At 73.4% G+C, this 19300-nt stretch carries 22 protein-coding genes; 14 read left to right on the plus strand and 8 right to left on the minus strand.

Going from position 1 to position 19300, the window contains the following annotated elements:
• Window positions 1-50: 50 nt before the first annotated feature.
• Both LY05_RS11415 and LY05_RS11420 read left to right on the plus strand, forming a co-directional pair.
• Window positions 51-464: a PTS sugar transporter subunit IIA gene (locus tag LY05_RS11415; protein ID WP_072747652.1), complete on the plus strand. Its 414-nt coding sequence runs from the start codon at window positions 51-53 to the stop codon at window positions 462-464.
• On the plus strand, window positions 461-739 hold the full coding sequence (locus tag LY05_RS11420; protein WP_072747653.1) for an HPr family phosphocarrier protein: 279 nt from the start codon (window positions 461-463) through the stop codon (window positions 737-739). The genes LY05_RS11415 and LY05_RS11420 overlap by 4 nt, the downstream gene beginning before the upstream one ends.
• On the opposite strand, the gene LY05_RS11425 is transcribed toward LY05_RS11420, so the two are convergent.
• Window positions 718-1341, minus strand: coding sequence for a DNA-3-methyladenine glycosylase I (locus LY05_RS11425; RefSeq protein WP_148923251.1), 624 nt, complete (start codon window positions 1339-1341; stop codon window positions 718-720). The genes LY05_RS11420 and LY05_RS11425 overlap by 22 nt on opposite strands.
• 61 nt (window positions 1342-1402) lie before the next feature.
• Here LY05_RS11425 and LY05_RS11435 point away from each other — a divergent pair, with 61 nt between their 5' ends.
• Window positions 1403-2764: an EAL domain-containing protein gene (locus LY05_RS11435; protein ID WP_170258983.1), complete on the plus strand. Its 1362-nt coding sequence runs from the start codon at window positions 1403-1405 to the stop codon at window positions 2762-2764.
• 6 nt (window positions 2765-2770) lie between these two features.
• Here LY05_RS11435 and phaR read toward each other — a convergent pair whose 3' ends face one another.
• Entirely contained in the window at window positions 2771-3373 is a 603-nt protein-coding gene (gene phaR, locus LY05_RS11440) for a polyhydroxyalkanoate synthesis repressor PhaR (RefSeq protein WP_148923254.1), read from the minus strand.
• Here phaR and LY05_RS15260 point away from each other — a divergent pair.
• From LY05_RS15260 to yddG, 5 genes are all read left to right on the plus strand, one after another.
• Window positions 3330-3752, plus strand: a complete 423-nt coding sequence (locus LY05_RS15260; RefSeq protein WP_211356324.1) for a hypothetical protein — start codon at window positions 3330-3332, stop codon at window positions 3750-3752. The genes phaR and LY05_RS15260 overlap by 44 nt on opposite strands.
• Window positions 3753-3825: 73 nt before the next feature.
• The gene (locus LY05_RS11445; protein WP_211356325.1) at window positions 3826-4974 is read left to right on the plus strand and encodes an alpha/beta fold hydrolase; all 1149 of its coding nucleotides are present in this window, start codon (window positions 3826-3828) and stop codon (window positions 4972-4974) included.
• 125 nt (window positions 4975-5099) lie between these two features.
• A complete protein-coding gene (locus LY05_RS11450; RefSeq protein WP_072747657.1) occupies window positions 5100-6275 on the plus strand; it encodes an acetyl-CoA C-acetyltransferase in 1176 nt (391 codons plus the stop codon).
• Between the two features lie 75 nt (window positions 6276-6350).
• Window positions 6351-7073 (plus strand): beta-ketoacyl-ACP reductase, encoded by a 723-nt coding sequence (phbB, locus tag LY05_RS11455; RefSeq protein ID WP_072747658.1) that lies wholly within the window; start codon window positions 6351-6353, stop codon window positions 7071-7073.
• A gap of 125 nt (window positions 7074-7198) precedes the next feature.
• Window positions 7199-8122 carry an aromatic amino acid exporter YddG gene (gene yddG / locus LY05_RS11460; protein WP_148923256.1) on the plus strand — a complete coding sequence of 308 codons (924 nt, stop codon included), beginning with the start codon at window positions 7199-7201 and terminating at the stop codon, window positions 8120-8122.
• 128 nt (window positions 8123-8250) lie between these two features.
• Here the strand turns inward: yddG and LY05_RS11465 are convergent, their stop codons facing one another.
• The 4 genes from LY05_RS11465 to LY05_RS11480 all read right to left on the minus strand — a co-directional run bounded on the left by LY05_RS11465 (window position 8251) and on the right by LY05_RS11480 (window position 10811).
• Complete coding sequence (locus LY05_RS11465) at window positions 8251-8424, minus strand: YdcH family protein (RefSeq protein WP_072747660.1); 174 nt, start codon at window positions 8422-8424, stop codon at window positions 8251-8253.
• Window positions 8425-8539: 115 nt separating this feature from the next.
• Complete coding sequence (locus LY05_RS11470; protein ID WP_346265234.1) at window positions 8540-9739, minus strand: M20 aminoacylase family protein; 1200 nt, start codon at window positions 9737-9739, stop codon at window positions 8540-8542.
• Between the two features lie 44 nt (window positions 9740-9783).
• Window positions 9784-10584, minus strand: coding sequence for a tRNA1(Val) (adenine(37)-N6)-methyltransferase (locus tag LY05_RS11475; protein ID WP_148923257.1), 801 nt, complete (start codon window positions 10582-10584; stop codon window positions 9784-9786).
• Window positions 10581-10811 (minus strand): putative signal transducing protein, encoded by a 231-nt coding sequence (locus LY05_RS11480; RefSeq protein ID WP_072747662.1) that lies wholly within the window; start codon window positions 10809-10811, stop codon window positions 10581-10583. Before LY05_RS11480 ends, LY05_RS11475 begins: the two co-directional genes overlap by 4 nt.
• 65 nt (window positions 10812-10876) lie before the next feature.
• Between LY05_RS11480 and LY05_RS11485 the strand changes: the two genes are divergently transcribed.
• A complete protein-coding gene (locus LY05_RS11485; protein WP_072747663.1) occupies window positions 10877-11866 on the plus strand; it encodes a polyprenyl synthetase family protein in 990 nt (329 codons plus the stop codon).
• A gap of 28 nt (window positions 11867-11894) precedes the next feature.
• Here the strand turns inward: LY05_RS11485 and LY05_RS11490 are convergent, their stop codons facing one another.
• Window positions 11895-12782, minus strand: coding sequence for a 4-(cytidine 5'-diphospho)-2-C-methyl-D-erythritol kinase (locus LY05_RS11490; protein ID WP_249041939.1), 888 nt, complete (start codon window positions 12780-12782; stop codon window positions 11895-11897).
• Window positions 12779-14527, minus strand: coding sequence for a tetratricopeptide repeat protein (locus LY05_RS11495; protein ID WP_148923258.1), 1749 nt, complete (start codon window positions 14525-14527; stop codon window positions 12779-12781). Before LY05_RS11495 ends, LY05_RS11490 begins: the two co-directional genes overlap by 4 nt.
• Window positions 14528-14713: 186 nt before the next feature.
• On the opposite strand from LY05_RS11495, the gene LY05_RS11500 reads away from it, so the two are divergent.
• From LY05_RS11500 to LY05_RS11520, 5 genes are all read left to right on the plus strand, one after another.
• Window positions 14714-15061, plus strand: a complete 348-nt coding sequence (locus LY05_RS11500) for a hypothetical protein (protein ID WP_148923259.1) — start codon at window positions 14714-14716, stop codon at window positions 15059-15061.
• Window positions 15062-15084: 23 nt separating this feature from the next.
• The gene (gene lspA / locus LY05_RS11505; protein ID WP_072747666.1) at window positions 15085-15558 is read left to right on the plus strand and encodes a signal peptidase II; all 474 of its coding nucleotides are present in this window, start codon (window positions 15085-15087) and stop codon (window positions 15556-15558) included.
• A gap of 36 nt (window positions 15559-15594) precedes the next feature.
• Entirely contained in the window at window positions 15595-16182 is a 588-nt protein-coding gene (locus tag LY05_RS11510; RefSeq protein ID WP_148923260.1) for a DUF3035 domain-containing protein, read from the plus strand.
• A gap of 342 nt (window positions 16183-16524) precedes the next feature.
• Window positions 16525-17928 carry a M16 family metallopeptidase gene (locus LY05_RS11515; protein ID WP_148923261.1) on the plus strand — a complete coding sequence of 468 codons (1404 nt, stop codon included), beginning with the start codon at window positions 16525-16527 and terminating at the stop codon, window positions 17926-17928.
• Complete coding sequence (locus LY05_RS11520) at window positions 17925-19280, plus strand: M16 family metallopeptidase (RefSeq protein ID WP_148923262.1); 1356 nt, start codon at window positions 17925-17927, stop codon at window positions 19278-19280. The genes LY05_RS11515 and LY05_RS11520 overlap by 4 nt, the downstream gene beginning before the upstream one ends.
• Window positions 19281-19300 lie beyond the last annotated feature (20 nt).

The following is a 19300-nucleotide window of genomic DNA, read 5'->3' on the forward strand; positions in this document are numbered from 1 at the left end:
CCCCTCGCGGGCAAGGGAGCCAGCCGCCCGATGCACAAACGGAGCCTCGCATGATCGGTCTCGTGATCGTCGCCCATGGCGGCCTGGCCGAGGAGCTGCGCCGCGCCATGGAGCATGTCGTCGGCCCGCAGGAAGGCGTGCGCGCCATCGGAATCCAGCCCCAGGGCGACCTGCGCGACATGCAGGCCGCGGTGAACGCCGCCGTCGACGCGGTCGATCAGGGCGACGGCGTGATCCTGGTCACGGACATGTTCGGGGGCACGCCCTCGAACCTGGCCATGGGCGCCATGCGCGACTCGGGGGTCGAGGTGATCTACGGCGCGAATCTGCCCCTTCTGATCAAGCTGGCCAAATCCCGCGCCATGCCCATGGCCGAGGCCACCGCCTGCGCCCTGTCCGCGGGCCGCAAATATGTCGACAGCGCGACGTCGATCCTGTCGGCGCGGCGCAAGCGGACGGCATGAGCGCCCCGTGCCGCCGCACCTTGCGAATCGTCAATCGCAAGGGCCTGCATGCGCGCGCCTCGGCCAAGTTCGTCTCGACGGTCGAGGCCCATGACGCCAGCGCGCGCGTCAGTCACGACGGCATCGAGGTGTCGGGCGATTCGATCATGGGCCTGCTGACGCTCGCCGCGGCGCAAGGCTCCGAGATCGAGGTCGAGGCCAGCGGCCCCGAGGCCGAAGCCCTGCTCGACGCGCTCGAAGCGCTTGTGGCCGACTATTTCGGCGAGGGCGGCTGACCGGCGGCGATCGCCACCGCGCGCGCCGGGCAGCCGAGCAGGTGGTCGTTGACCAGGCCCGCCGCCTGCATGAAGGCGTAGACCGTGGTCGGCCCGCACCAGCGCATCCCCCGCGCGCGCAGCGCCTTGGCCAGGTCGGCGCCTTGCGCGGTGAAGGCCGGGATCTCCTCGGGCGCGCGCCACGCATTGACCCGCGGCGTCCAGTCCTGCCGCGCCCATACGAAGGCGGCGAAGCCCTCGCGCGATTCGATCTCGATCCAGGCGCGCGCCGAGGCGATGACCGCCTCGATCTTGCCGCGGTGGCGCACGATCCGCGAATCGGCCGCCAGGCGCGCGGCGTCGTCGGGGCCGAATCGCGCCACGCGCGCCGGATCGAACCCGGCGAAGGCGGCTCGAAAGGCGGGCCGCTTGCGCAGAATCACCGCCCAGCTCAGCCCCGCCTGAAAGGTCTCGAGGCAAAGCGTTTCCCACAGCGCACGCGAATCGAACTGCGCAAAGCCCCATTCGCGGTCGTGATACGCCACCATCAGCGGATCCTCGCCGCACCACGAACAGCGGCGTCCGAGGGCCTGGTCTTCGCAGGGTTGATCGAAGTTCACCATGATTAGAACATTTTTAGAACATGTCGGGCACAAAGGGAACGACCGCAAGCGAGGTTTCACTATGTCCAACACCGCCGACAAGACCGCCGCTCTTCCCTTCTCCGCCAGCTGCTCGGGCGCGGTGGCCGTGGCCCGCCCCCTGCCGGCCGAGATCGTGCGCTGGATGTCCGAGACCGTCTGCCCCCGGCCAGAGGGCGAGGCGCGCGGCGCGCATGGCGCGCTGTTCTGGACATCTTGCGAGGGCGCGCGGATCGGCCTGTTCCGGCCCGCCGATCCGGCGCTGGCCCGCGGCGCCGGGCGCGCCGGCTTTCTGGCCGTGGCGCGCGACCGATCGGCCATGATCGACCGGCGTCTGGGGGCGGCCGGCGGCCGCCGCATGACGGCGGCGTTCGCCGCGCGGCTGGCGGCCCTGGGCGCGGCGGCCGATGAGGGCATGTTCCTGGTCCCGGTTCTGGGCGACGCGGACGCCGCGCTGGCCAGGATCCGCCTTCTGGCCTGCGCCGAACCGACGCGCACCGAATTCGGCCCCATGACGCTGACCCTCTCGGCCGCCTACACGGACGCAGAAGACGCGCCGTTGCCCGCGCTCGCCGCGGCGCTGCCCGACGCTCTGGCGCGCGCGCTCGCCTCGGGGCCCGAGCGCCTCTTGCGGGCCGATCCGCGCCCCAGCCTCGCCTCCGAAGCCCTCGCCGCCCTCGACGAAGGGCGGATCTCGCTGGCCTATCAGCCGGTGGTGCGCACGGACATGCCGCTGTTCCCCGCATTTCACGAGACCCTGATTCGCGTCTCCCATCCCGGCGGCGCGCCGATCCCCGCCGGCCGCTTCATGCCCGAGATCGAGGCGCTGGGGCTGAGTCGGCTGTTCGACCGCCGCGTGCTCGCGCTGGCCCTGGAAAAGCTGCGCGCCATGCCCACGCTGCGGCTGTCGGTCAACGTCGCTCCCGGAACCCTGGCCGACCCCGCATGGATCGAGGCGCTCGAGGCCGAAGCCGCCCTCCGCCCCGACGTGACCCGTCGCCTGATCGTGGAGCTGACCGAAAGCGGCGCCGGCCTGCGGGCCGATCTGACGCTGCCCTTCGTGCGGCGCGCGCGCAAGACGGGCTGCGCCATCGCCATCGACGATTTCGGCGCGGGCTGCACGGCGCTTTCGCAGCTGGTCGAGCTGCGCCCCGACATCCTCAAGCTGGACGGCTCGCTGGTGCGCGGCATGGCCGAGGACCCCGCCCGCAGGCCGCTGGTCGAAGCGGTGCTTCGGGCCGCGCGCGCGCTCGACATCATGACCGTGGCCGAGTTCGTCGAAACCCCCGAGGATGCCGCCGCGCTGACCGAGATGGGCGTGGACGCACTGCAAGGCCACCTCACCGGCCGACCCGCCGCCGCGCCGGCCACGCTTGCGCCGAAGGGGCGCAGACTGCCCGCCTGATCGGCGTCAGCCCTGCCCCGACAGCTTGTCGAGGCGCTCCTGCATCTGGCGCAGCTGTTCCTTGAGCTCGGACAGCTCGGTTTCGGGCGCGGCCCGCTCCTCTTCGCGCTCGGCCTCCTTCTTGGGGCGCGCCGTCGCTCTGGCCGCCCCGAAGGGCGAGAAGACCCGCATCGCGTTCTCGAAGAACTCCATGTTCGAGCGCGCCATGGCCTCGAAATTCGACAGCGCCGGATTCGCGCCGAAGGTCTTGAGAATGTGCTCGCGCAGCTTTTCCTGGTTGCGCGTGAACGACTCCATCGACGCTTCCAGATAGCCCGGCACCACGCCCTGAAGCGCGTCGCCGTAAAGGCGGATCAGCTGGCGCAGGAAGCTGATGGGCAGCATGTTCTGCCCCTTGGCCTCCTCCTCGAAGATGATCTGGGTGAGGACCGATCGCGTGATGTCCTCGCCCGTCTTGGCGTCGTAGACGACGAAATCCTGCCCCTCGCGCACCATCTGCGCCAGATGCTCGAGCGTCACATACGCGCTCTTGGCCGTGTTGTAGAGGCGCCGGTTGGCGTATTTCTTGATCGTGATCGGCTCGGCGCCGCTCGCGTTGTCGTTGGCCAACTGCCATTCCTCCCCTGAAGCCGCCGCAAAACTCGTCGGCGCCCCGACGCGGCGCGGGCGCCGCGTTCAGCTTAACCGTTCGCCGCGGCGCCGCAAAGCCCCCCTTCGCGGCCGCGAAGCGCCGATTGCGCGGCGCCGCGCGCATCATTACCCTCGACGCATGGATGGCGGCGGAAAGTTCGGCGATGAAGCGCAGGAGAACGCGCGCGCGCAGCGTCCGGCGCGCGCCGCCGGTCCGCGCGCGCAAGACGACGACCCCGAGCCGGCGCAGGCGGCGGCGCGATTCCTGGACCTGTGGGAGCGAAACGCCGAGGCGCTTGCGCGGATGCCGTCGGCGGCGCAGGCGCGCGGCGCAGGCGCGCAGGGCCGCTCTTCCTGATCGGCGCGGCAAGCCCTCGCCGCTGGTCCTGCACCTGGCCGCCGGGGCGCTCTTGTATGCGCAGGCGGCGGCGATGGCGCCGCTCGGAGACGATCCCCGCTTTCCATGGGCGCCCGAGCTGGCCGACGAGGGACGCGCCGCCGCCGCCGCCCTGCGCCGCGCCGCGGGCGCCGAGGCGACGCTGCACACGGCACGCGCGGCGGCCCGGCGGCTGGCCGAGTTCGTCGCAGGCGTCGAACGCTACCAGAAGCACCCCTGGCGCCGGCGCCTGCCCGACCCGCCATGCGTCTGGCGGCGCGGGGCGACGCGGCTGCTGGACCATGGCGGCGACGGCCGGCCGGCGCTGATCGTGCCCTCGCTGGTCAACCGGGCCCATGTGCTGGACCTGCATCCCGACCGCTCGCTGCTGCGCTGGCTGTCGCGCCATGGCGTGCGGCCGCTGTTGCTGGACTGGGGCGCGCCCGGCCCCGAGGAGATGGGCTTCGACCTGGCCGATCACGTCATGCGCCGCCTTGTTCCCGCGGCCGAGGCGGCGGCCGAGATGTTCGGCGCTCCGCCGGCGGTCGCGGGCTATTGCATGGGGGGCGGCCTGGCGGCGGCGCTGGCCGCGACGCGCCCCGAGCTGACGGCGCGGCTGGCGTTGATCGGCACGCCCTGGGATTTCTCGCGGCTCGAGGGCATGGGCGCGGCGCTGGCCGCCGCCTTCGCGCGCGAGGACCGCGCCGCCCTGCGCGCGCGGATCGAGGGCCTGCGCGCCTGCTTCGGCGCGGTCCCGATGGATGTGCTGCAAACCCTGTTCGCCGCGCTCGACCCGACCCTGGCGCTGCGCAAGTTCCGCAAGCTGGCGCGCATGCCGCGCGGCGACCCGGCCGAGGAGCTGTTCGTCGCCGCCGAAGACTGGCTCAACGACGGCCCGCCGCTGCCTGCTCCGGCGGCCGCGGACCTGCTGCTGGGCTGGTGCCTTGACAATGACGCGGCGCGCGGGAGCTGGCAGGTGGGCGGGCGCGCCGTTCGCCCCGAGGACATCGCGGCCCCGACGCTGGCCTTCTGCGCCACGCGCGACCTCATCTCGCCCCCCGGATGCGCCGAGGCCCTGCCCCGCGCCATTCCCGGCGCGCGCATCCTGCGCCCGCAAGCGGGCCATGTGGGCATGATCATAGGCGCGCAGGCGCCGCGGATGGTATGGTCGCCCCTGGCCGCTTTTCTTGCCGAGGGCGGCTGAGGGCCGCGACTTTCGTGCCTGCGGCGAAGTTCCGGCGTGACAGGCCGCCCGTTCCGCGGCTATGCTGCGCCGCAACACGAAACAACCGACCGGCCCCGCAGGCCGGCATCGAGGAGGAGAACCGCATGTCCGACATCGTCATCGCCGCCGCGGCGCGCACCCCGGTAGGCTCGTTCAACGGCTCGTTCGGCGCGACGCCCGCCCATGAGCTGGGCGCGACCGCCCTGCGCGGCGCGCTCGAGCGCGCGGGGCTGGCGCCCGAGGACGTCTCCGAAACCATCCTCGGCCAGGTGCTGACCGCCGCCCAGGGCCAGAACCCCGCCCGCCAGGCGCACATCGCCGCCGGCCTGCCGATCGAGAGCGCGGCCTGGGGCATCAACCAGGTGTGCGGCTCGGGCCTGCGCGCCGTGGCGCTGGCGGCCCAGCATGTCAGCCTGGGCGACGCCGGCATCGTGCTGGCCGGCGGGCAGGAGAGCATGTCGCTCGCGAGCCATGCCGCGCACCTGCGCGCGGGGCAGAAGATGGGCGATCTGAAGTTCGTCGACACGATGATCAAGGACGGCCTGTGGGACGCCTTCAACGGCTATCACATGGGCCAGACGGCCGAGAACGTGGCCAGCGCCTTCCAGATCACCCGCGAGATGCAGGACGAATTCGCCGTCGCCTCGCAGAACAAGGCCGAGGCCGCGCAGAAGGCCGGCAAGTTCGACGAAGAGATCGTCCCCGTCGTGGTCAAGACCCGCAAGGGCGAGGTCACCGTCGACCGCGACGAGTACATCCGCCACGGCACGACGCTCGAGGCGCTGGCCAAGCTGCGCCCGGCCTTCGTCAAGGACGGCACCGTGACGGCGGGCAACGCCTCGGGGCTGAACGACGGCGCCGCGGCGGTGGTCGTCATGCGCGCCGACGAGGCCGAGCGCCGCGGGATCGAGCCGCTGGCGCGCATCGTCTCCTACGCCACGGCCGGCGTCGATCCGAAGGTCATGGGCACCGGCCCGATTCCCGCCTCGCGCAAGGCGCTCGAGAAGGCGGGCTGGAAGGTCGAGGATCTGGATCTGGTCGAGGCCAACGAGGCCTTCGCCGCCCAGGCGCTGGCCGTGAACAAGGAGATGGGCTGGGATCCGTCGATCGTGAACGTCAACGGCGGCGCCATCGCCATCGGCCACCCGATCGGCGCCTCGGGCGCGCGCATCCTGACCACGCTTCTGTTCGAGATGAAGCGCCGCGGCGCCAAGCGCGGCCTGGCGACGCTGTGCATCGGCGGCGGCATGGGCGTGGCGATGTGCGTCGAGCGCCCGTGAACCGCCGCGCGGCGCCCGCCGCGCCGGGCGCCGCGGCTTTGCTGCATACGAACCACAGAGGGGAGAGAGAACGCCATGGCACGAGTCGCACTTGTCACCGGGGGAACCCGCGGCATCGGCGCCGCGATTTCGGTCGCGCTCAAGAATGCGGGCTACGTCGTCGCCGCCAACTACGCCGGCAATGACGAGGCCGCCGCCAAGTTCACCGCCGAGACCGGCATCAAGACCTACAAGTGGTCGGTCGCCGACTACGACGCCTGCAAGGAGGGCATCGCCCGCGTCGAGGCCGAGCTGGGCCCGATCGACGTTCTGGTCAACAACGCGGGCATCACCCGCGACGCGCCCTTCCACAAGATGACGCGCGAGCAGTGGTCGCAGGTCATCGACACCAACCTGACGGGCCTGTTCAACATGACCCATCCGCTCTGGCCCTCGCTGCGCGAGCGCAAGTTCGGCCGCGTCATCAACATCTCGTCCATCAACGGGCAGAAGGGGCAGTTCGGGCAGGCCAACTACTCGGCCGCCAAGGCGGGCGATCTGGGCTTCACCAAGGCCCTGGCGCAGGAGGGCGCGCGCTACGGCATCACCGTGAACGCGATCTGCCCCGGCTACATCGCCACCGACATGGTCATGGCCGTGCCCGAGAAGGTGCGCGAGCAGATCATCGCGCAGATCCCCGTCGGGCGCCTGGGCGAGCCCGAAGAGATCGCGCGCTGCGTGGTGTTCCTGGCCTCGGACGACGCCGGCTTCATCACCGGCGCGACCATGACGGCGAATGGCGGCCAGTACATGGTCTGAGGCCGCGCCGCGGCGACTGACGGGGGCCGGTCCGAAAGGACCGGCCCCTTGCGCTTGCGCAGGGCGGCGCGGTCGTGCCAACCTCCGCGGCGTCCGGGCCGGAGGCCCGATCGGAGAAACCGCGCATGTCTCGAACCATTGGACCGACGGCCGCCGCGGCGCCCGATCCCGCGCAGGCGCGGGCGCGGCTGCGCGCCACCCTGATCGGGGGTCTGGCGGTGGCGCTGTGGTCGGCGCTGGCGCTTCTGACCGTGCTGTCGGGCCAGGTCCCGCCCTTTCAGCTGACCGCCATGTGCCTGGCCATCGGCGGCGCGGCGGGCGCGGCGCTGAGTGCGCTGCGCGGGGGCGATCCGCTGGCGGCGCTGCGGCAAAGGCCGGCGGCGCTGGCGCTGGGGATCGGCGGCATATTCGGCTATCACTTCTTCTACTTCACGGCGCTGCGCAATGCGCCGGCGGCCGAGGCCGGGCTGATCGCCTATTTGTGGCCGCTGCTGATCGTGCTGTTCTCGGGGCTTCTGCCCGGCGAGCGGCTGCGCGCGGCGCATCTGGCCGGCGCGGCGACGGCGCTGGCGGGCGCGGCGCTGATCATCTCGCAGGGCGGGACGCTGCGCTTTGCGCCCGAGCACGCCGCGGGCTTCGCCGCGGCGGGGGCCTGCGCGCTGATCTGGTCGGGCTATTCGGTGCTCAGCCGCGTGGCGGGCCATGTGCCCACCGACGCGGTGACGGGCTTTTGCCTGGCGGGCGCGGCGCTGAGCGCGCTGTGCCATCTGGCGCTCGAGCGCACGGTGTGGCCGCAGGACGCCGTGCAATGGGCGGCGACGGTCGGGCTTGGGCTTGGACCGCTGGGGCTGGCCTTTCACGCCTGGGATGTGGGGGTCAAGCGCGGCGACATCCAGCTGCTGGGCGTCGCCGCCTATGCGGCGCCGCTGGCCTCGACGCTGGCGCTGGCGGCGGCGGGGCTGGCCGAGCTGACGCCGCGCCTTTTGCTGGCGGCGGCGCTGATCGCGGGCGGCGCGGCGCTGGCGGCGATGGGTTCGCGCCGGCGCTGAGACAGGGCCTGGAGACAGGGCGCGGGCGCCGGGCCGGGGGCGCGCACGCAAAAGGCCCGGGCCGCGCGGGCTCCGGGCCAGGCGGGCCGGCGCCTGGGCCGGCCCATGGTCCGCGGCTCGCGCCGCGCTCAGTGGCGCGTGGGCGAGAGCCGCTCGATCTCCTCCTTGATGCGGAGCTTCTGCTTCTTGAGCTTGCCGATTTCGAGGTCGTCGGCGGCGGGGCTGCGCTGTTCGGCCTCGATAAGCCGCGAGAGCGCCTCATGCTTCTTGCGAAGTTGGGCGAGATGCGCATCCAGACTCATCGGCGTCTCCTTTTCTGGGTTGGTCCGCCCCATGATCTAAGCACCGCGCGGCGCGCCTGTCACCCATCACGAAAAGGCATTCGCTCACGATTTTTTGCAACCTGAGCGAAAACGCTCAACTCCCGGCCTCGGCCCGGGGCAGCGCCCGCTCGGCCAGACGCGACCACCAGGCCACGCCCAGGGGCAGGATCTGGTCGTTGAAGTCATAGGCCGGGTGGTGCAGCGGCGCGCTCGGGCCGTTGCCGATGAAGACGAAGGCGGCCGGCACGCGGCGGGCGATGAAGGCGAAATCCTCGCCGCCCAGAGAGGGGCGCGCGGCGCGGTTGACGCGCTCGGCGCCGACCAGCTCCTGGCATATGTCCGCGGCGAAGGCGGTCGCCTCGGGGTCGTTGACCAGCGCCGGATAGGCGTCGAGGCCGAGCTCGGCCTCGATCTCGACGCCCATCGCCTCGCCGATCAGGCGGCACTGGGCGCGCATCTGGTCGATGATCATGCGCGCGACCGAATCGTCGAAGGCGCGCACTGTGCCGCCCAGCTCGGCCTCGTCGGCGATGACGTTCGTGGCCGAACCGGCGTGGAACCGCGTCACCGACAGCACGGCGGGCTGCATCGGATCGCGCCGGCGGCTGATGATGGTCTGGAAGGCCGAGACCAGCTGCACGCCCGCCATGAGCGGGTCGCGCGCCATGTCGGGATGCGCCGCATGACCGCCCTTGCCGCGGATGCGGATGCGGAACTGGTCGGCATAGGCCAGAACCGGCCCCGGCGCGGTGGCGAAGGCGCCCTCGGCGGTCTGGGGGTCGTTGTGCAGGCCGAAGGCCGCGCGCACGGGCCAGCGGTCCAGCAGCCCGTCGGCGATCATCGCCTCGGCGCCGGCGCCCCCTTCCTCGGCCGGCTGGAAGCAGAACACGATCGTGCCCGAGAACGCCCGCGTCTGCGCAAGCCGCCGCGCCGCGCCCAGCAGCATGGCGGTGTGGCCGTCATGGCCGCAGGCATGCATGCGCCCCGCATGGCGCGAGGCCCAGGGCAACCCGGTGGCCTCGTCCATGGGCAAGGCGTCCATGTCGGCGCGCAGAAGGATTCGCCGCGACGCGTCCGCGGCCGGCCCGTCGGCGCCGTGCAGGATGCCGACCACGCCGGTGCGGCCGACGCCCTCATGCACCTCGTCGAAGCCGAAGGCGCGCAGGCGCTCGGCCACCACGCGGGCGGTGCGCGATTCCTCGTAGGCCAGCTCGGGATGCATGTGCAGGTCGCGCCGCCACTCGGTCAGCTCGGGCGCCATGGCGGCGATCGCGTTGGGAATGGGCAGGGTCATTGGTCTTGCTCCTTCGGGGCCGGCCCGGGGGCGGGCCGCATGGGTCAGATGTTGCGCGCGCCGCCTCGCTCGGGGCCGGGGTCGAGCGGCAGGGGCGCCGCGTCGCGCAACACCCTCGCCGCCTCGGCCGAGAAATCGTCGGCGTCGCGCTCGTGCCGGGGGCCGGCATGCAGCACGAAGGGCGCCAGCAGCGCGAAGGGGCCGCGCGCGCCCTTGCGCGCGGCGACGATGACGCGCTTGGCCGGGCGGCCCGCGCGCCCCGCCAGCGGCAGCACGCGCATGTCTCCGGCCCGCCCCTCGAGCGCCGCCAGCAGACGCGGCAGCCTTTCGGCCCGGTGGATGAGCGTCAGCCGTCCGCGCGGGCGCAGCCTGCGCAGCGCCGCGTCGATCCAGTCCTCGAGCGCGGCGCCCCCTTCGCGATGGGCCGCGTCGCGCCCCGGATCGGCCGCCTCAGAGGCCGCGCCATGCGCGAACCAGGGCGGATTGGCGATGACGTGGTCGAATTGCAGCGCCCGCAGCGCCTCGGGCATGCGCAGCACGTCGCCCTCATGCACCGTCAGCGCCGCGCCGTTGCGCGCCGCGTTGCGCCGCGCCAGGGCGGCATAGGCGGGCTGCAGCTCGAGCCCGTGCAGCTCGACCCCCGGCGCGCGCGCATGCAGGCACAGCGCCGCCGCCCCGACGCCGCAGCCCAGGTCCAGGACCCGCTCGCCGGGCCGCGCGGGGCACGCCGCGGCCAGCAGCACCGGATCTGTCGCCGCGCGATAGCCGCCGCGCGGCTGCGCGAGGCGCACGCGCCCGCCCAGCAGCAGGTCCTCGGTCACCTCGAACGCGGCCTCGCCGGTCATGCGCCGGCGCCCGTCAGCTCGTCGCCCAGGCCGTTCTCGCGCAGGATCGCGCGCGCGCGAAACCCGTCGCGGCGCGCCACCGCAAGGCGGCGCGGCAGGATGCCCAGCGACCCCTCGAGGACGCTCGTATGGACGTCCAATTCGAAGCAGTCTATACCCTCGGCGCGCAGAAGCGCCGTGGCGAAGGCCATCAGCGCCGGGTCGTTGGTGCGAAGCAGTTCGTCCATGCCGATCTTCTACCGCCGGGCCGACCCGCCGTCGAGCGCCGGCCTTCGTTCGGGAGTATGCCAAGGTGACCGCGTCAGGCCCCTTCGAGACCTTGAGCGCCCTGGTGGCGGGCGATCTGGCCGCCGTCAACGCCATGATCCGCGCGCGGATGGAATCCGAGCACGCGCCGCGGATCCCCGAGGTCACCGCCCATCTGGTCGAGGCGGGCGGCAAGCGGCTGCGCCCCATGCTGACCCTGGCCGCCGCGCGCCTGTGCGGCTATGGCGGAGAGGATCACGTCAAGCTGGCCGCGACGGTCGAGTTCATCCACACCGCGACGCTGCTGCATGACGACGTGGTGGACGAAAGCGACAAGCGGCGCGGGCGACCGACGGCGAACCTTCTGTGGGACAACAAGTCGAGCGTGCTGGTCGGCGACTACCTGTTCTCGCGCTCGTTCCAGCTGATGGTCGAGACGGGCAGCCTGCGCGTGCTCGACATCCTGGCCAACGCCTCGGCCGTGATCGCCGAGGGCGAGGTGCTGCAGCTGTCCACGGCCAACGATCTGAGCGTGACCGAGGCCACCTATCTGACCATGATCCACGGCAAGACGGCCGCGCTCTTCGCCGCGGCCGCGCAGGTGGGCGGCGTGATCGCCGACGCGCCCGAGCGCCAGGTCGAAGCCCTGCGCATCTATGGCGAGGAGCTGGGCATGGCCTTCCAGATCGTCGACGACGTGCTGGACTATGGCGGCGTGTCCGAAACGCTGGGCAAGAATGTCGGCGACGACTTCCGCGAGGGGAAGGTGACGCTGCCGGTGCTTTACGCCATCGCCGCCGAGGACGAGGCCGGCATGGCCTTCTGGCGCCGCGTCATCGAAAAGCGCGCGCAAGGGCCCGGCGATCTGGAGGAGGCCGTCGCGCGCATGCGCGCCGCCCGCGCGCTCGAGCGCAGCGCCGAGGCGGCGCGCGAGCGGGCCGCGCGGGCGCGCGCCGCGCTCGAGGCCTTCCCGCCCTCGGAGCTGCGCGCGGCGCTGGACGGCATCGCCGATTTCGTGGTCTCGCGGGTGCGCTGAGCGCCGCGCCGCGCGGCCGGAACGGCGTTCAGGACAACGCCCCCGCCTCGGCCCACCATCCGCGCGCACGCGCCGCCGCGGCCGCCGCGCGCGCGGGGCCCGGGGCGTCGAACAGCGCGAAGCAGGTGGCGCCGCTGCCCGACATGCGCGCGGCCAGCGCCCCCGGCGCGGCGGCGAGCATCTCGAGCGGCGCCGCGATGTCGGGCGCCACGCGCAGCGCCGCCGGCTGAAGATCGTTGCGCTGGGCGCGCAGCCATTGCGCGAAGGGGCCGATGCCCGCCTCGGGCGGCGGCATGGGCGCGGCCGGCGCGCCGTCGCGCCGCTCGAGCGCGGCGAAGACCGCGGCGGTGGGAACCGGCACGCCGGGATTGACCAGCGCGATCCACAGCCCCGCCGGGATCCGCGCGGGCGTCAGCGCCTCGCCCACGCCGCGCATCAGCCAGGCGCCCGGCCGGATGCAGACCGGCACGTCCGCGCCCAGCCGCGCGCCAAGGCGGCGCAAGGCCTCGTCATCCAGCCCCAGCGCCCACAGCGCGTTCAACGCCCGCAGCGCCGCCGCCGCGTCGGACGAGCCGCCGCCCACCCCCGAGGCCGGCGGCAGGCGCTTGGTCAGCCGCAGCGCGGCGCCGCCCGGATCGCGCCCCGCCGCCCGCGCCTGCGCGCGCAGCATCCGGGCGGCGCGCAGGACCAGATTGTCTTCCGCCGGCGGCAGGGCGCCGGCGAAGGGCCCCTCGACCGCAAGGGCGACGGGCGCATCCGCGCCGGCGCCGGCGGGCGCGGCGCCGAGCGAATCGCCGATGGCGGGAAAGACCGCCAGGCTGTCGAGCAGATGCATCCCGTCGGCCCGCCGCCCCAGCACATGCAGGTGCAGGTTGACCTTGGCGGGCGCCTCCTCGCGGATCGGGGCGGGCGTCACTTGGCCGCGCCCTCCTGCGCCGCGCGCTCCTCGGCCAGCACGGCGTCGAGGCCGCGCGCCAGCTTCTTGCGGATGCGCTCTGCGTCCTTCTCCTCGGGGCCGAGGGACAGGGCGCGCTTCCACTGGAACCGCGCCTCGAGCTTGCGCCCCACCATCCAAAGCGCGTCGCCGAAATGGTCGTTGAGGATGGGATCGCTGGGTTCGAGCTCGACCGCGCGTTCAAGCACGGGCACGGCCTCTTCGTATTTGCCCAGGCGATACAGCACCCAGCCCAGCGAGTCGGTGATGAAGCCGTCGTCCGGGCGCAGCTCGACCGCCTTTTCGATCATCTCGCGGGCGCGCTCGATGTTGCGGCCCATCTCGACCCACGAGTAGCCCAGATAGTTCAGCACCAGCGGCTGGTCGGGCTGCAGCTCGAGCGCGCGCAGGAAATCGGCCTCGGCCTTGTCCCACTGGCCCGAGCGCTCGTAGGCGATGCCGCGCTCGTAGAACAGGCTCCAGTGACGCGGCTCGGGCGCATCGATCAGGGCGATGGCGCGCGAATAGGCCTCGGCCGCCTCGGCGAAGCGCTTTTGCATGCGCAAGAGGCCGCCCAGCGCCAGATGCGCCGACAGCTCGTCCGGGCGGTCCTCGGTCAGGCCGCGCAGCGCCGTCAGCGCCTCTTCGACGCGGCCCGTGCGCGCCAGGGCGTTGGCGCGCAGGATCTCGGCCTGCGTGAAGTTGGGCGAGCGCCGCGGGATTCCCGCCAGCATCTCGGCCGCCATCTCGTGCCGGTTCATCGAGGACAGGACGTCCGCCGCCAGAAGCCGCGCCTGTTCGTTGAGCGGGTCGAGCTCGACCGCAAGGCGCGCATAAAGGAACCCGCCCGCCGCGCGCGCCCCGGCTTCCGAGCCCGCCAGGACCGCCGCGGCGGCCAGAAGCGCCTCGGCCGCGCCCTGGCGCGCGTCGCTCACCCCAAGCGCCGGCGCCTCGCCCTTGTCGAGCCGGGCGAGGTCGGCCTGCGCCATCGCCTGCGGCAGGCGCCCGTCCTCGGCGGCCTGCGCGATGAGCGCGCGCGCCTCGTCAAGACGCCCCAGGGCGGCCAGCGCGGCGGCGCGGGCGCGCTCGACATTGCCCGAAAGCGGGGCGTCGTCCTGCGCCGCATCGGCCGCGGCGCGCGAAAACGCCTCGAGCGCGCCGGCCGCATCGCCGCGCACCAGCCGCGCCAGACCCGCGTGATAAAGCCCCAGCCGCGCCGTCGGCCCCGACTCGCCCAGCTCGGCGAAGGCTGCGCGCGCGTCCTCGTCGCGGCCGCGGCCCGTCTCGGCCCAGCCCAGCAGCAGCGCCCTCAGCAAGGATGGAAAGGCCCGCGCGCCTTCGCCGCGCAAGAGCTCGGCGGCGGCGTCGTAGTCGCCGTCGCGAAAGGCCTCGGCCGTCAGCACGGTGACCGCCAGCCGATCGCCCGGGCGCGCGCGCAGCAGCTCTTCGGCCGCAAGCGCCGCGTCGCGCAAACGGCCCGCCGCCGCCAGATAGGTGACCGCCTTGACGCGCAGATCCTGATTGCCGGGATCGTGCGCCATGGCCGCGACGTAGTAGCGCGCCGCCGCCTCGAGGTCGTTCAGCCGCTCGGCATGGCGCGCGGCCAGATAGGCGCCCGACAGGCCATGCGCCGTCTGCGCCTGCGCGGCGCCCGGACCGAACTTCGCGCCCGCGCCGAACGCCGCCATCGCCACCGCCGCCGCCGCAAGGGCCCTGAACTTCGCCATGTCTCTTCGATCCCGCCGTATTGCGCCGCCCGGTGCGGCCCCCGGGCATCCTAACCGCCCCGCGCGCCGTGGCAATGCGCATGCGCCCCCGCGCCCTTTCGCGCCATGCCCGCGCCAAAATTTGAACATGGCGCCGTGATCGTCTAGGACATGTGCAACCCGCCCTTCGGGGCCCTGCGAGGCGTCATGACCCCAAGCCGCATCCCGCCCGCCGTGCGGGCGGCGCTGATCCTGGCCCAATCGCTGCTGGCCGGCGCCGCGACGGCGCAGGCCGGCCCCTTCGTCACCGCCGAAGGCCGGCGCATCGAGCTGCGCCCCGCCGCCGAGATGACCTGCGCCGAGCTGCGCGCAAAGCTTGCCGAGATCGACGCGACGGGGTATCGGGGCATGCATCCGACGCCGCCCGACCCGAGCGATGCGCCGCTGTTCGACTACGAGCGCAGCGTCTCGGAAGCCTTCTACGGCCGCTGCGCGGAAGAGGGTCTGGGGCCGCTCGACCGCACGCAGGTTTTCCGCCAGGGCTTCGGCGGCTGAACGCAGGGACAAGACGCCGAGCAATGCCTTCCTCCTCCGCCGCCGCGACCGCCGCAGCCCTTCTGGCCTTCGCCATCGACCGCCTGAGCAAGTGGTGGGTGCTCGACTGGCTCGACCTGCCCGCGCGCCGGGCGGTCGAGGTTCTGCCGCCCTGGCTCAACCTGGTCATGGCGTGGAACCGGGGCGTGAATTTCGGCCTGGGCGATGGCGTCTCGCGCTGGGTGTGGGCGGGGCTGGCGCTGGCGCTCAGCGCGGGGCTGGCCTGGTGGGCGCGCGGCATGCGCGACGGGACGCGCGCCGCCGCGGCCGGGCTGATGATCGGCGGCGCGCTGAGCAACGCGCTCGACCGGGTCCTGTATGGCGCGGTGGTGGATTTCCTGAACATGAGCTGCTGCGGGCTGCGCAATCCTTACGCTTTCAATCCCGCGGACATTTTCATATTTGTGGGGGCGGCCGGCTTGATCCTGCGCGAAGGTTCTGACAAGCAGGCCGCGTAGAGCGGCCTTCGCGCCGCGGCTGAGGGTGCACGAGACATGTCCGAACTCCGTTCCGCCAGGCTGCGCCGCCCGCTCCGCCTTTGCCTCGTGGCCGCCGTCGCGGCGCTGGCCGCAGGCTGCGGCGGGCGCACGGACCTGGGCGAGGCGCTCGGCATCAAGCTCAGCTCGCCCGACGCCTTCAACGTCTATCCGCGCAAGCCCCTGCGCCTGCCGCCCGACCTGAACGCGCTGCCCGAGCCGCGCCCCGGCGCGCCCAGCCCGCTGGATCCCGACCCGCTGGCCGAGGCGCGCGCGGCGCTGGGCGGCGTGGGCGCGACGCCCGACCCGGCCGCCGCCCCCAGCACGGGCGAGCTGACGCTGCTCGACCGGGCCGGCGCGAACGAGGCGCCGGCCGACATCCGCCGCCAGCTCGAGGCGCCCGAGCGCAACCGCCGCTCGCCCTACGGGCTGTCGAGCCTGTTCGGCATCCCGGTCCCCGATTACGAGGTCGGCGGCGACAGCCCGGTGCTGGACCCGCGCGCCGAGGCCGAACGCCTGCTCGAGCTGGGCGCGCCGACGCCCTCGGCGCCGCCGCCCGCCCCGGAGCAGCCCAGCAACGAGTGGATCCTGGGCGAGATCCTCTGACCCGCCGAAGGCCCCGCGTCCGAACGGGCGCGCCGGCCCGGCCGGCGCCGACCCCAGGACCAGCGCCGAACTGCTTGCGGTGGCGCCGTCCCTCGAACGGGCGCGCCGGGTCCGGCCGGCGCCGACCCCAGGCGCGCAACGGCCAGGACGGCCCCCAGGACCATTGCGCGGCCGGCGCGGCGCCTGGATCGCGCGGCGTCCTTGTCGCGGACCCTTTGCCGCGCCCGCCCGCCGGGCCCCTTGCCTGCACGCGCGCGCGGGCTAAGCTGCCCCCCTGCGCCGCGCGCCGGACCGCTCGGGCGGCGGCGACTTCGGCTCAAGGTCCGTTCAAGGAGCTCGCCCATGCCCTCTTTCCTTCGCCGGACGCTGACGCGCCTTGCGCCCCTCGTCGCCCTGGCGCTGGCCGCGCCGCCCGTCGCCGCCGCGCCGCGCGTCACGACCTTCGCGCTTGAGAACGGCATGCAGGGCGTGGTGATCGAGGATCACCGCGCGCCGGTGGTCACGCACATGGTCTGGTATCGCGTCGGCGCCGCGGACGAGCCGCGCGGCAAGTCGGGGATCGCGCATTTCCTCGAGCACCTGATGTTCAAGGGCACCGACAAGATCCCCGACGCGGCGTTCTCGCGCATCATCGCGGCCAATGGCGGGCAGGACAACGCCTTCACCAGCTACGACTACACGGCCTATTTCCAGCGGCTCGCCACCGACCGGCTCGAGCTGGCGATGGAGATGGAGGCCGACCGCATGCGCAACCTGCGCCTGAGCGAAGAGCAGGTGCGCACCGAGCGCGACGTGGTTCTGGAAGAGCGCAGCCAGCGCACCGACAGCGACCCCTTCGCGCTGTTCTCCGAGCAGCGCGGGGCGGCGCTTTACCTCAACCACCCCTACGGCATTCCCGTCATCGGCTGGCGGCACGAGGTCGCGGCGCTGACGCGCGACGATGCGCTGGCCTTCTACCGGACCTGGTATGCGCCCGACAACGCCATCCTGGTCGTCGCGGGCGACGTCGACCCCGCCGAGGTCGAGCGTCTTGCGCGCAAGCATTACGGCCCCCTCGCGCCCTCGCATCCGCCCGAGCGCCTGCGCCCGCAAGAGCCGCCCCAGCTGGCCGCGCGGCGCATCGAATACGCCGATGCGCGCGTGCGCCAGCCCTATGTGGTGCGCAGCTACCTGGCGCCGGCCAGGCGGCAGGATCAGGCGCGCGCCGCCGCCCTGGCGGTGCTGGCCGAGATCCTGGGCGGCGGCCCGGCGGCGCGGCTTCAGCAGGCGTTGACCATCGGCTCGGACCTGGCGGTGGGAGTCGGCGCCTGGTACGAGGCCGACCGGCGCGATCCGGGCGCCTTCACGCTTTACGCCGCCCCGCGCCCCGGCCGCAGCCTGGCCGAGGTCGAGGCGGCCATGGATCGGGTGATCGCCGATTTTCTGGCCTCGGACGGCCCGAGCGACGAAGAGCTGGCCCGCGTCAAGGCCGGCGCGCGCGCCGATCTGATCTATGCGCAGGACAGCCAGCAGGCCATGGCGCGGATGTATGGCGCGGGACTGGCCGCCGGGCTGACGCTGGAGCAGATCCGCAGCTGGCCCGACGCCATCGCCGCCGTCGACGCCGAGGATGTGATGGAGGCGGCGCGCGCGCTGTTCGACAAGCGCCGCTCGGTCACCGGCTGGCTGACCGGCGCCGAAGACGCCGCCCCGCCCGAGGCCGCGCCCGCGGCCCGGCCGCTTGTCGAATCAGGAGCCGCCCAATGATCCGCCTTTGCCTTGCCGCGCTGGGCGCGCTGGCCTTCCTGGCCGCCGCCCCCGCCCCCGTCCGCGCCGCCGCCGAGGTGCAGGAGGTGGTCTCGCCCGGCGGGATTCGCGCCTGGCTGGTGCGCGAACCCGCCCTGCCCATGGTCGCGTTCGAGATCATCTTCGAGGGCGGCGCGCTGCGCGACCCCGACGGGCTGCCCGGCGCGGCGAATTTCCTGGCCGCGATGCTGTCCGAAGGGGCGGGCGATCTGGACGCCGCCGCCTTCGCCCGCAAGGCCGAGACGCTGGCGCTGCGCGCGGGCTTCTCGGCCGGGCGCGACTCGTTCACCGTCTCGGCGCGGATGCTGACCGAGAACCTCGATGAAAGCGTCGATCTGCTGCGCCTTGCGCTGACCGAGCCGCGCTTCGACCCCGACGCCGTCGAGCGCGTGCGCGCCGGCATCCTGTCGGGCCTGCGCAGCGCGCGCACCGACCCCGACTCGCTGGCCGCCATGGCCTGGAGCGCGGCCATGTTCCCCGGCGATCCCTACGGCCGCCCCGTCGAGGGCGACGAGGCCGCCGTCGCGCGCATCGGCCCCGAAGATCTGCGCGCGGCGCGGCTGCGCGCGCTCAACCGCTCGCGGCTGGCGGTCGGCGTGGTCGGCGACATCGACGCCCAGACGCTGGGGCCGCTGCTGGACCGGCTTCTGGGCGCGCTGCCCGACGACCCCTGGACGCCCCCGCCGCCCGCGCGCCCGGCCCGGCAGCGCGGAACCACGGTCGTGCCGCTCGACACGCCCCAGTCGCGCGCCGTGCTGGGCCATGAGGGGCTGCTGCGCTCGGACCCCGACTTCATCCCCGCCTATGTGATGAACCACATCCTGGGCGGCGGGGGCTTCTCGTCGCGGCTGATGCGCGAGGTGCGCGAGAAACGCGGCCTGACCTATGGCGTCTATTCCTACCTGGCTCCCTACCGGCGGGCGGGGCTGATCATGGCGGGGCTGGCCTCGGACAATGCGCGCATGGCCGAGGCGCTGGAGGTGATCCGCGCCGAATGGGCGCGCATGGCCCGCGAGGGCGCCACGGCCGAAGAGCTGGAAGCCGCCAAGCGCTATCTCACCGGCGCCTACCCGCTGCGCTTCGACACCAACGCCAAGATCGCGGGTCAGCTGGCCGGGCTGATGCGCGAAGGCTTCGACCCCGGCTATCTGCGCCGGCGCAACGCCTTGATCGAGGCGGTCACGCTCGACGACATCCGCCGCGTCGCCGCCCGCCTGCTGCATCCCGAGCGGCTGCGCACGGTGGTGGTCGGCCGCCCCGAGGGGCTGCCCCCCGGCCCGCCGATCCCCGGCTTCACCGACGCCGAACGCTGAGCCAGGGGCGCGGCGGCCAT

It is taken from the genome of Oceanicella actignis (assembly GCF_008124525.1).
Lineage (GTDB): Bacteria > Pseudomonadota > Alphaproteobacteria > Rhodobacterales > Rhodobacteraceae > Oceanicella > Oceanicella actignis.

Coding starts and splice junctions, on each gene's coding strand:
- LY05_RS11415 (WP_072747652.1), top strand. CDS start 51: ATGATCGGTCTCGTGATCGTCGCCCATGGCGGCCTGGCCGAGGAGCTG.
- LY05_RS11420 (WP_072747653.1), top strand. CDS start 461: ATGAGCGCCCCGTGCCGCCGCACCTTGCGAATCGTCAATCGCAAGGGC.
- LY05_RS11425 (WP_148923251.1), bottom strand. CDS start 1,341: ATGGTGAACTTCGATCAACCCTGCGAAGACCAGGCCCTCGGACGCCGC.
- LY05_RS11435 (WP_170258983.1), top strand. CDS start 1,403: ATGTCCAACACCGCCGACAAGACCGCCGCTCTTCCCTTCTCCGCCAGC.
- LY05_RS11445 (WP_211356325.1), top strand. CDS start 3,826: ATGGCGCCGCTCGGAGACGATCCCCGCTTTCCATGGGCGCCCGAGCTG.
- LY05_RS11450 (WP_072747657.1), top strand. CDS start 5,100: ATGTCCGACATCGTCATCGCCGCCGCGGCGCGCACCCCGGTAGGCTCG.
- phbB (WP_072747658.1), top strand. CDS start 6,351: ATGGCACGAGTCGCACTTGTCACCGGGGGAACCCGCGGCATCGGCGCC.
- yddG (WP_148923256.1), top strand. CDS start 7,199: ATGTCTCGAACCATTGGACCGACGGCCGCCGCGGCGCCCGATCCCGCG.
- LY05_RS11465 (WP_072747660.1), bottom strand. CDS start 8,424: ATGAGTCTGGATGCGCATCTCGCCCAACTTCGCAAGAAGCATGAGGCG.
- LY05_RS11470 (WP_346265234.1), bottom strand. CDS start 9,739: ATGACCCTGCCCATTCCCAACGCGATCGCCGCCATGGCGCCCGAGCTG.
- LY05_RS11475 (WP_148923257.1), bottom strand. CDS start 10,584: ATGACCGGCGAGGCCGCGTTCGAGGTGACCGAGGACCTGCTGCTGGGC.
- LY05_RS11480 (WP_072747662.1), bottom strand. CDS start 10,811: ATGGACGAACTGCTTCGCACCAACGACCCGGCGCTGATGGCCTTCGCC.
- LY05_RS11495 (WP_148923258.1), bottom strand. CDS start 14,527: ATGGCGAAGTTCAGGGCCCTTGCGGCGGCGGCGGTGGCGATGGCGGCG.
- LY05_RS11500 (WP_148923259.1), top strand. CDS start 14,714: ATGACCCCAAGCCGCATCCCGCCCGCCGTGCGGGCGGCGCTGATCCTG.
- lspA (WP_072747666.1), top strand. CDS start 15,085: ATGCCTTCCTCCTCCGCCGCCGCGACCGCCGCAGCCCTTCTGGCCTTC.
- LY05_RS11510 (WP_148923260.1), top strand. CDS start 15,595: ATGTCCGAACTCCGTTCCGCCAGGCTGCGCCGCCCGCTCCGCCTTTGC.
- LY05_RS11515 (WP_148923261.1), top strand. CDS start 16,525: ATGCCCTCTTTCCTTCGCCGGACGCTGACGCGCCTTGCGCCCCTCGTC.
- LY05_RS11520 (WP_148923262.1), top strand. CDS start 17,925: ATGATCCGCCTTTGCCTTGCCGCGCTGGGCGCGCTGGCCTTCCTGGCC.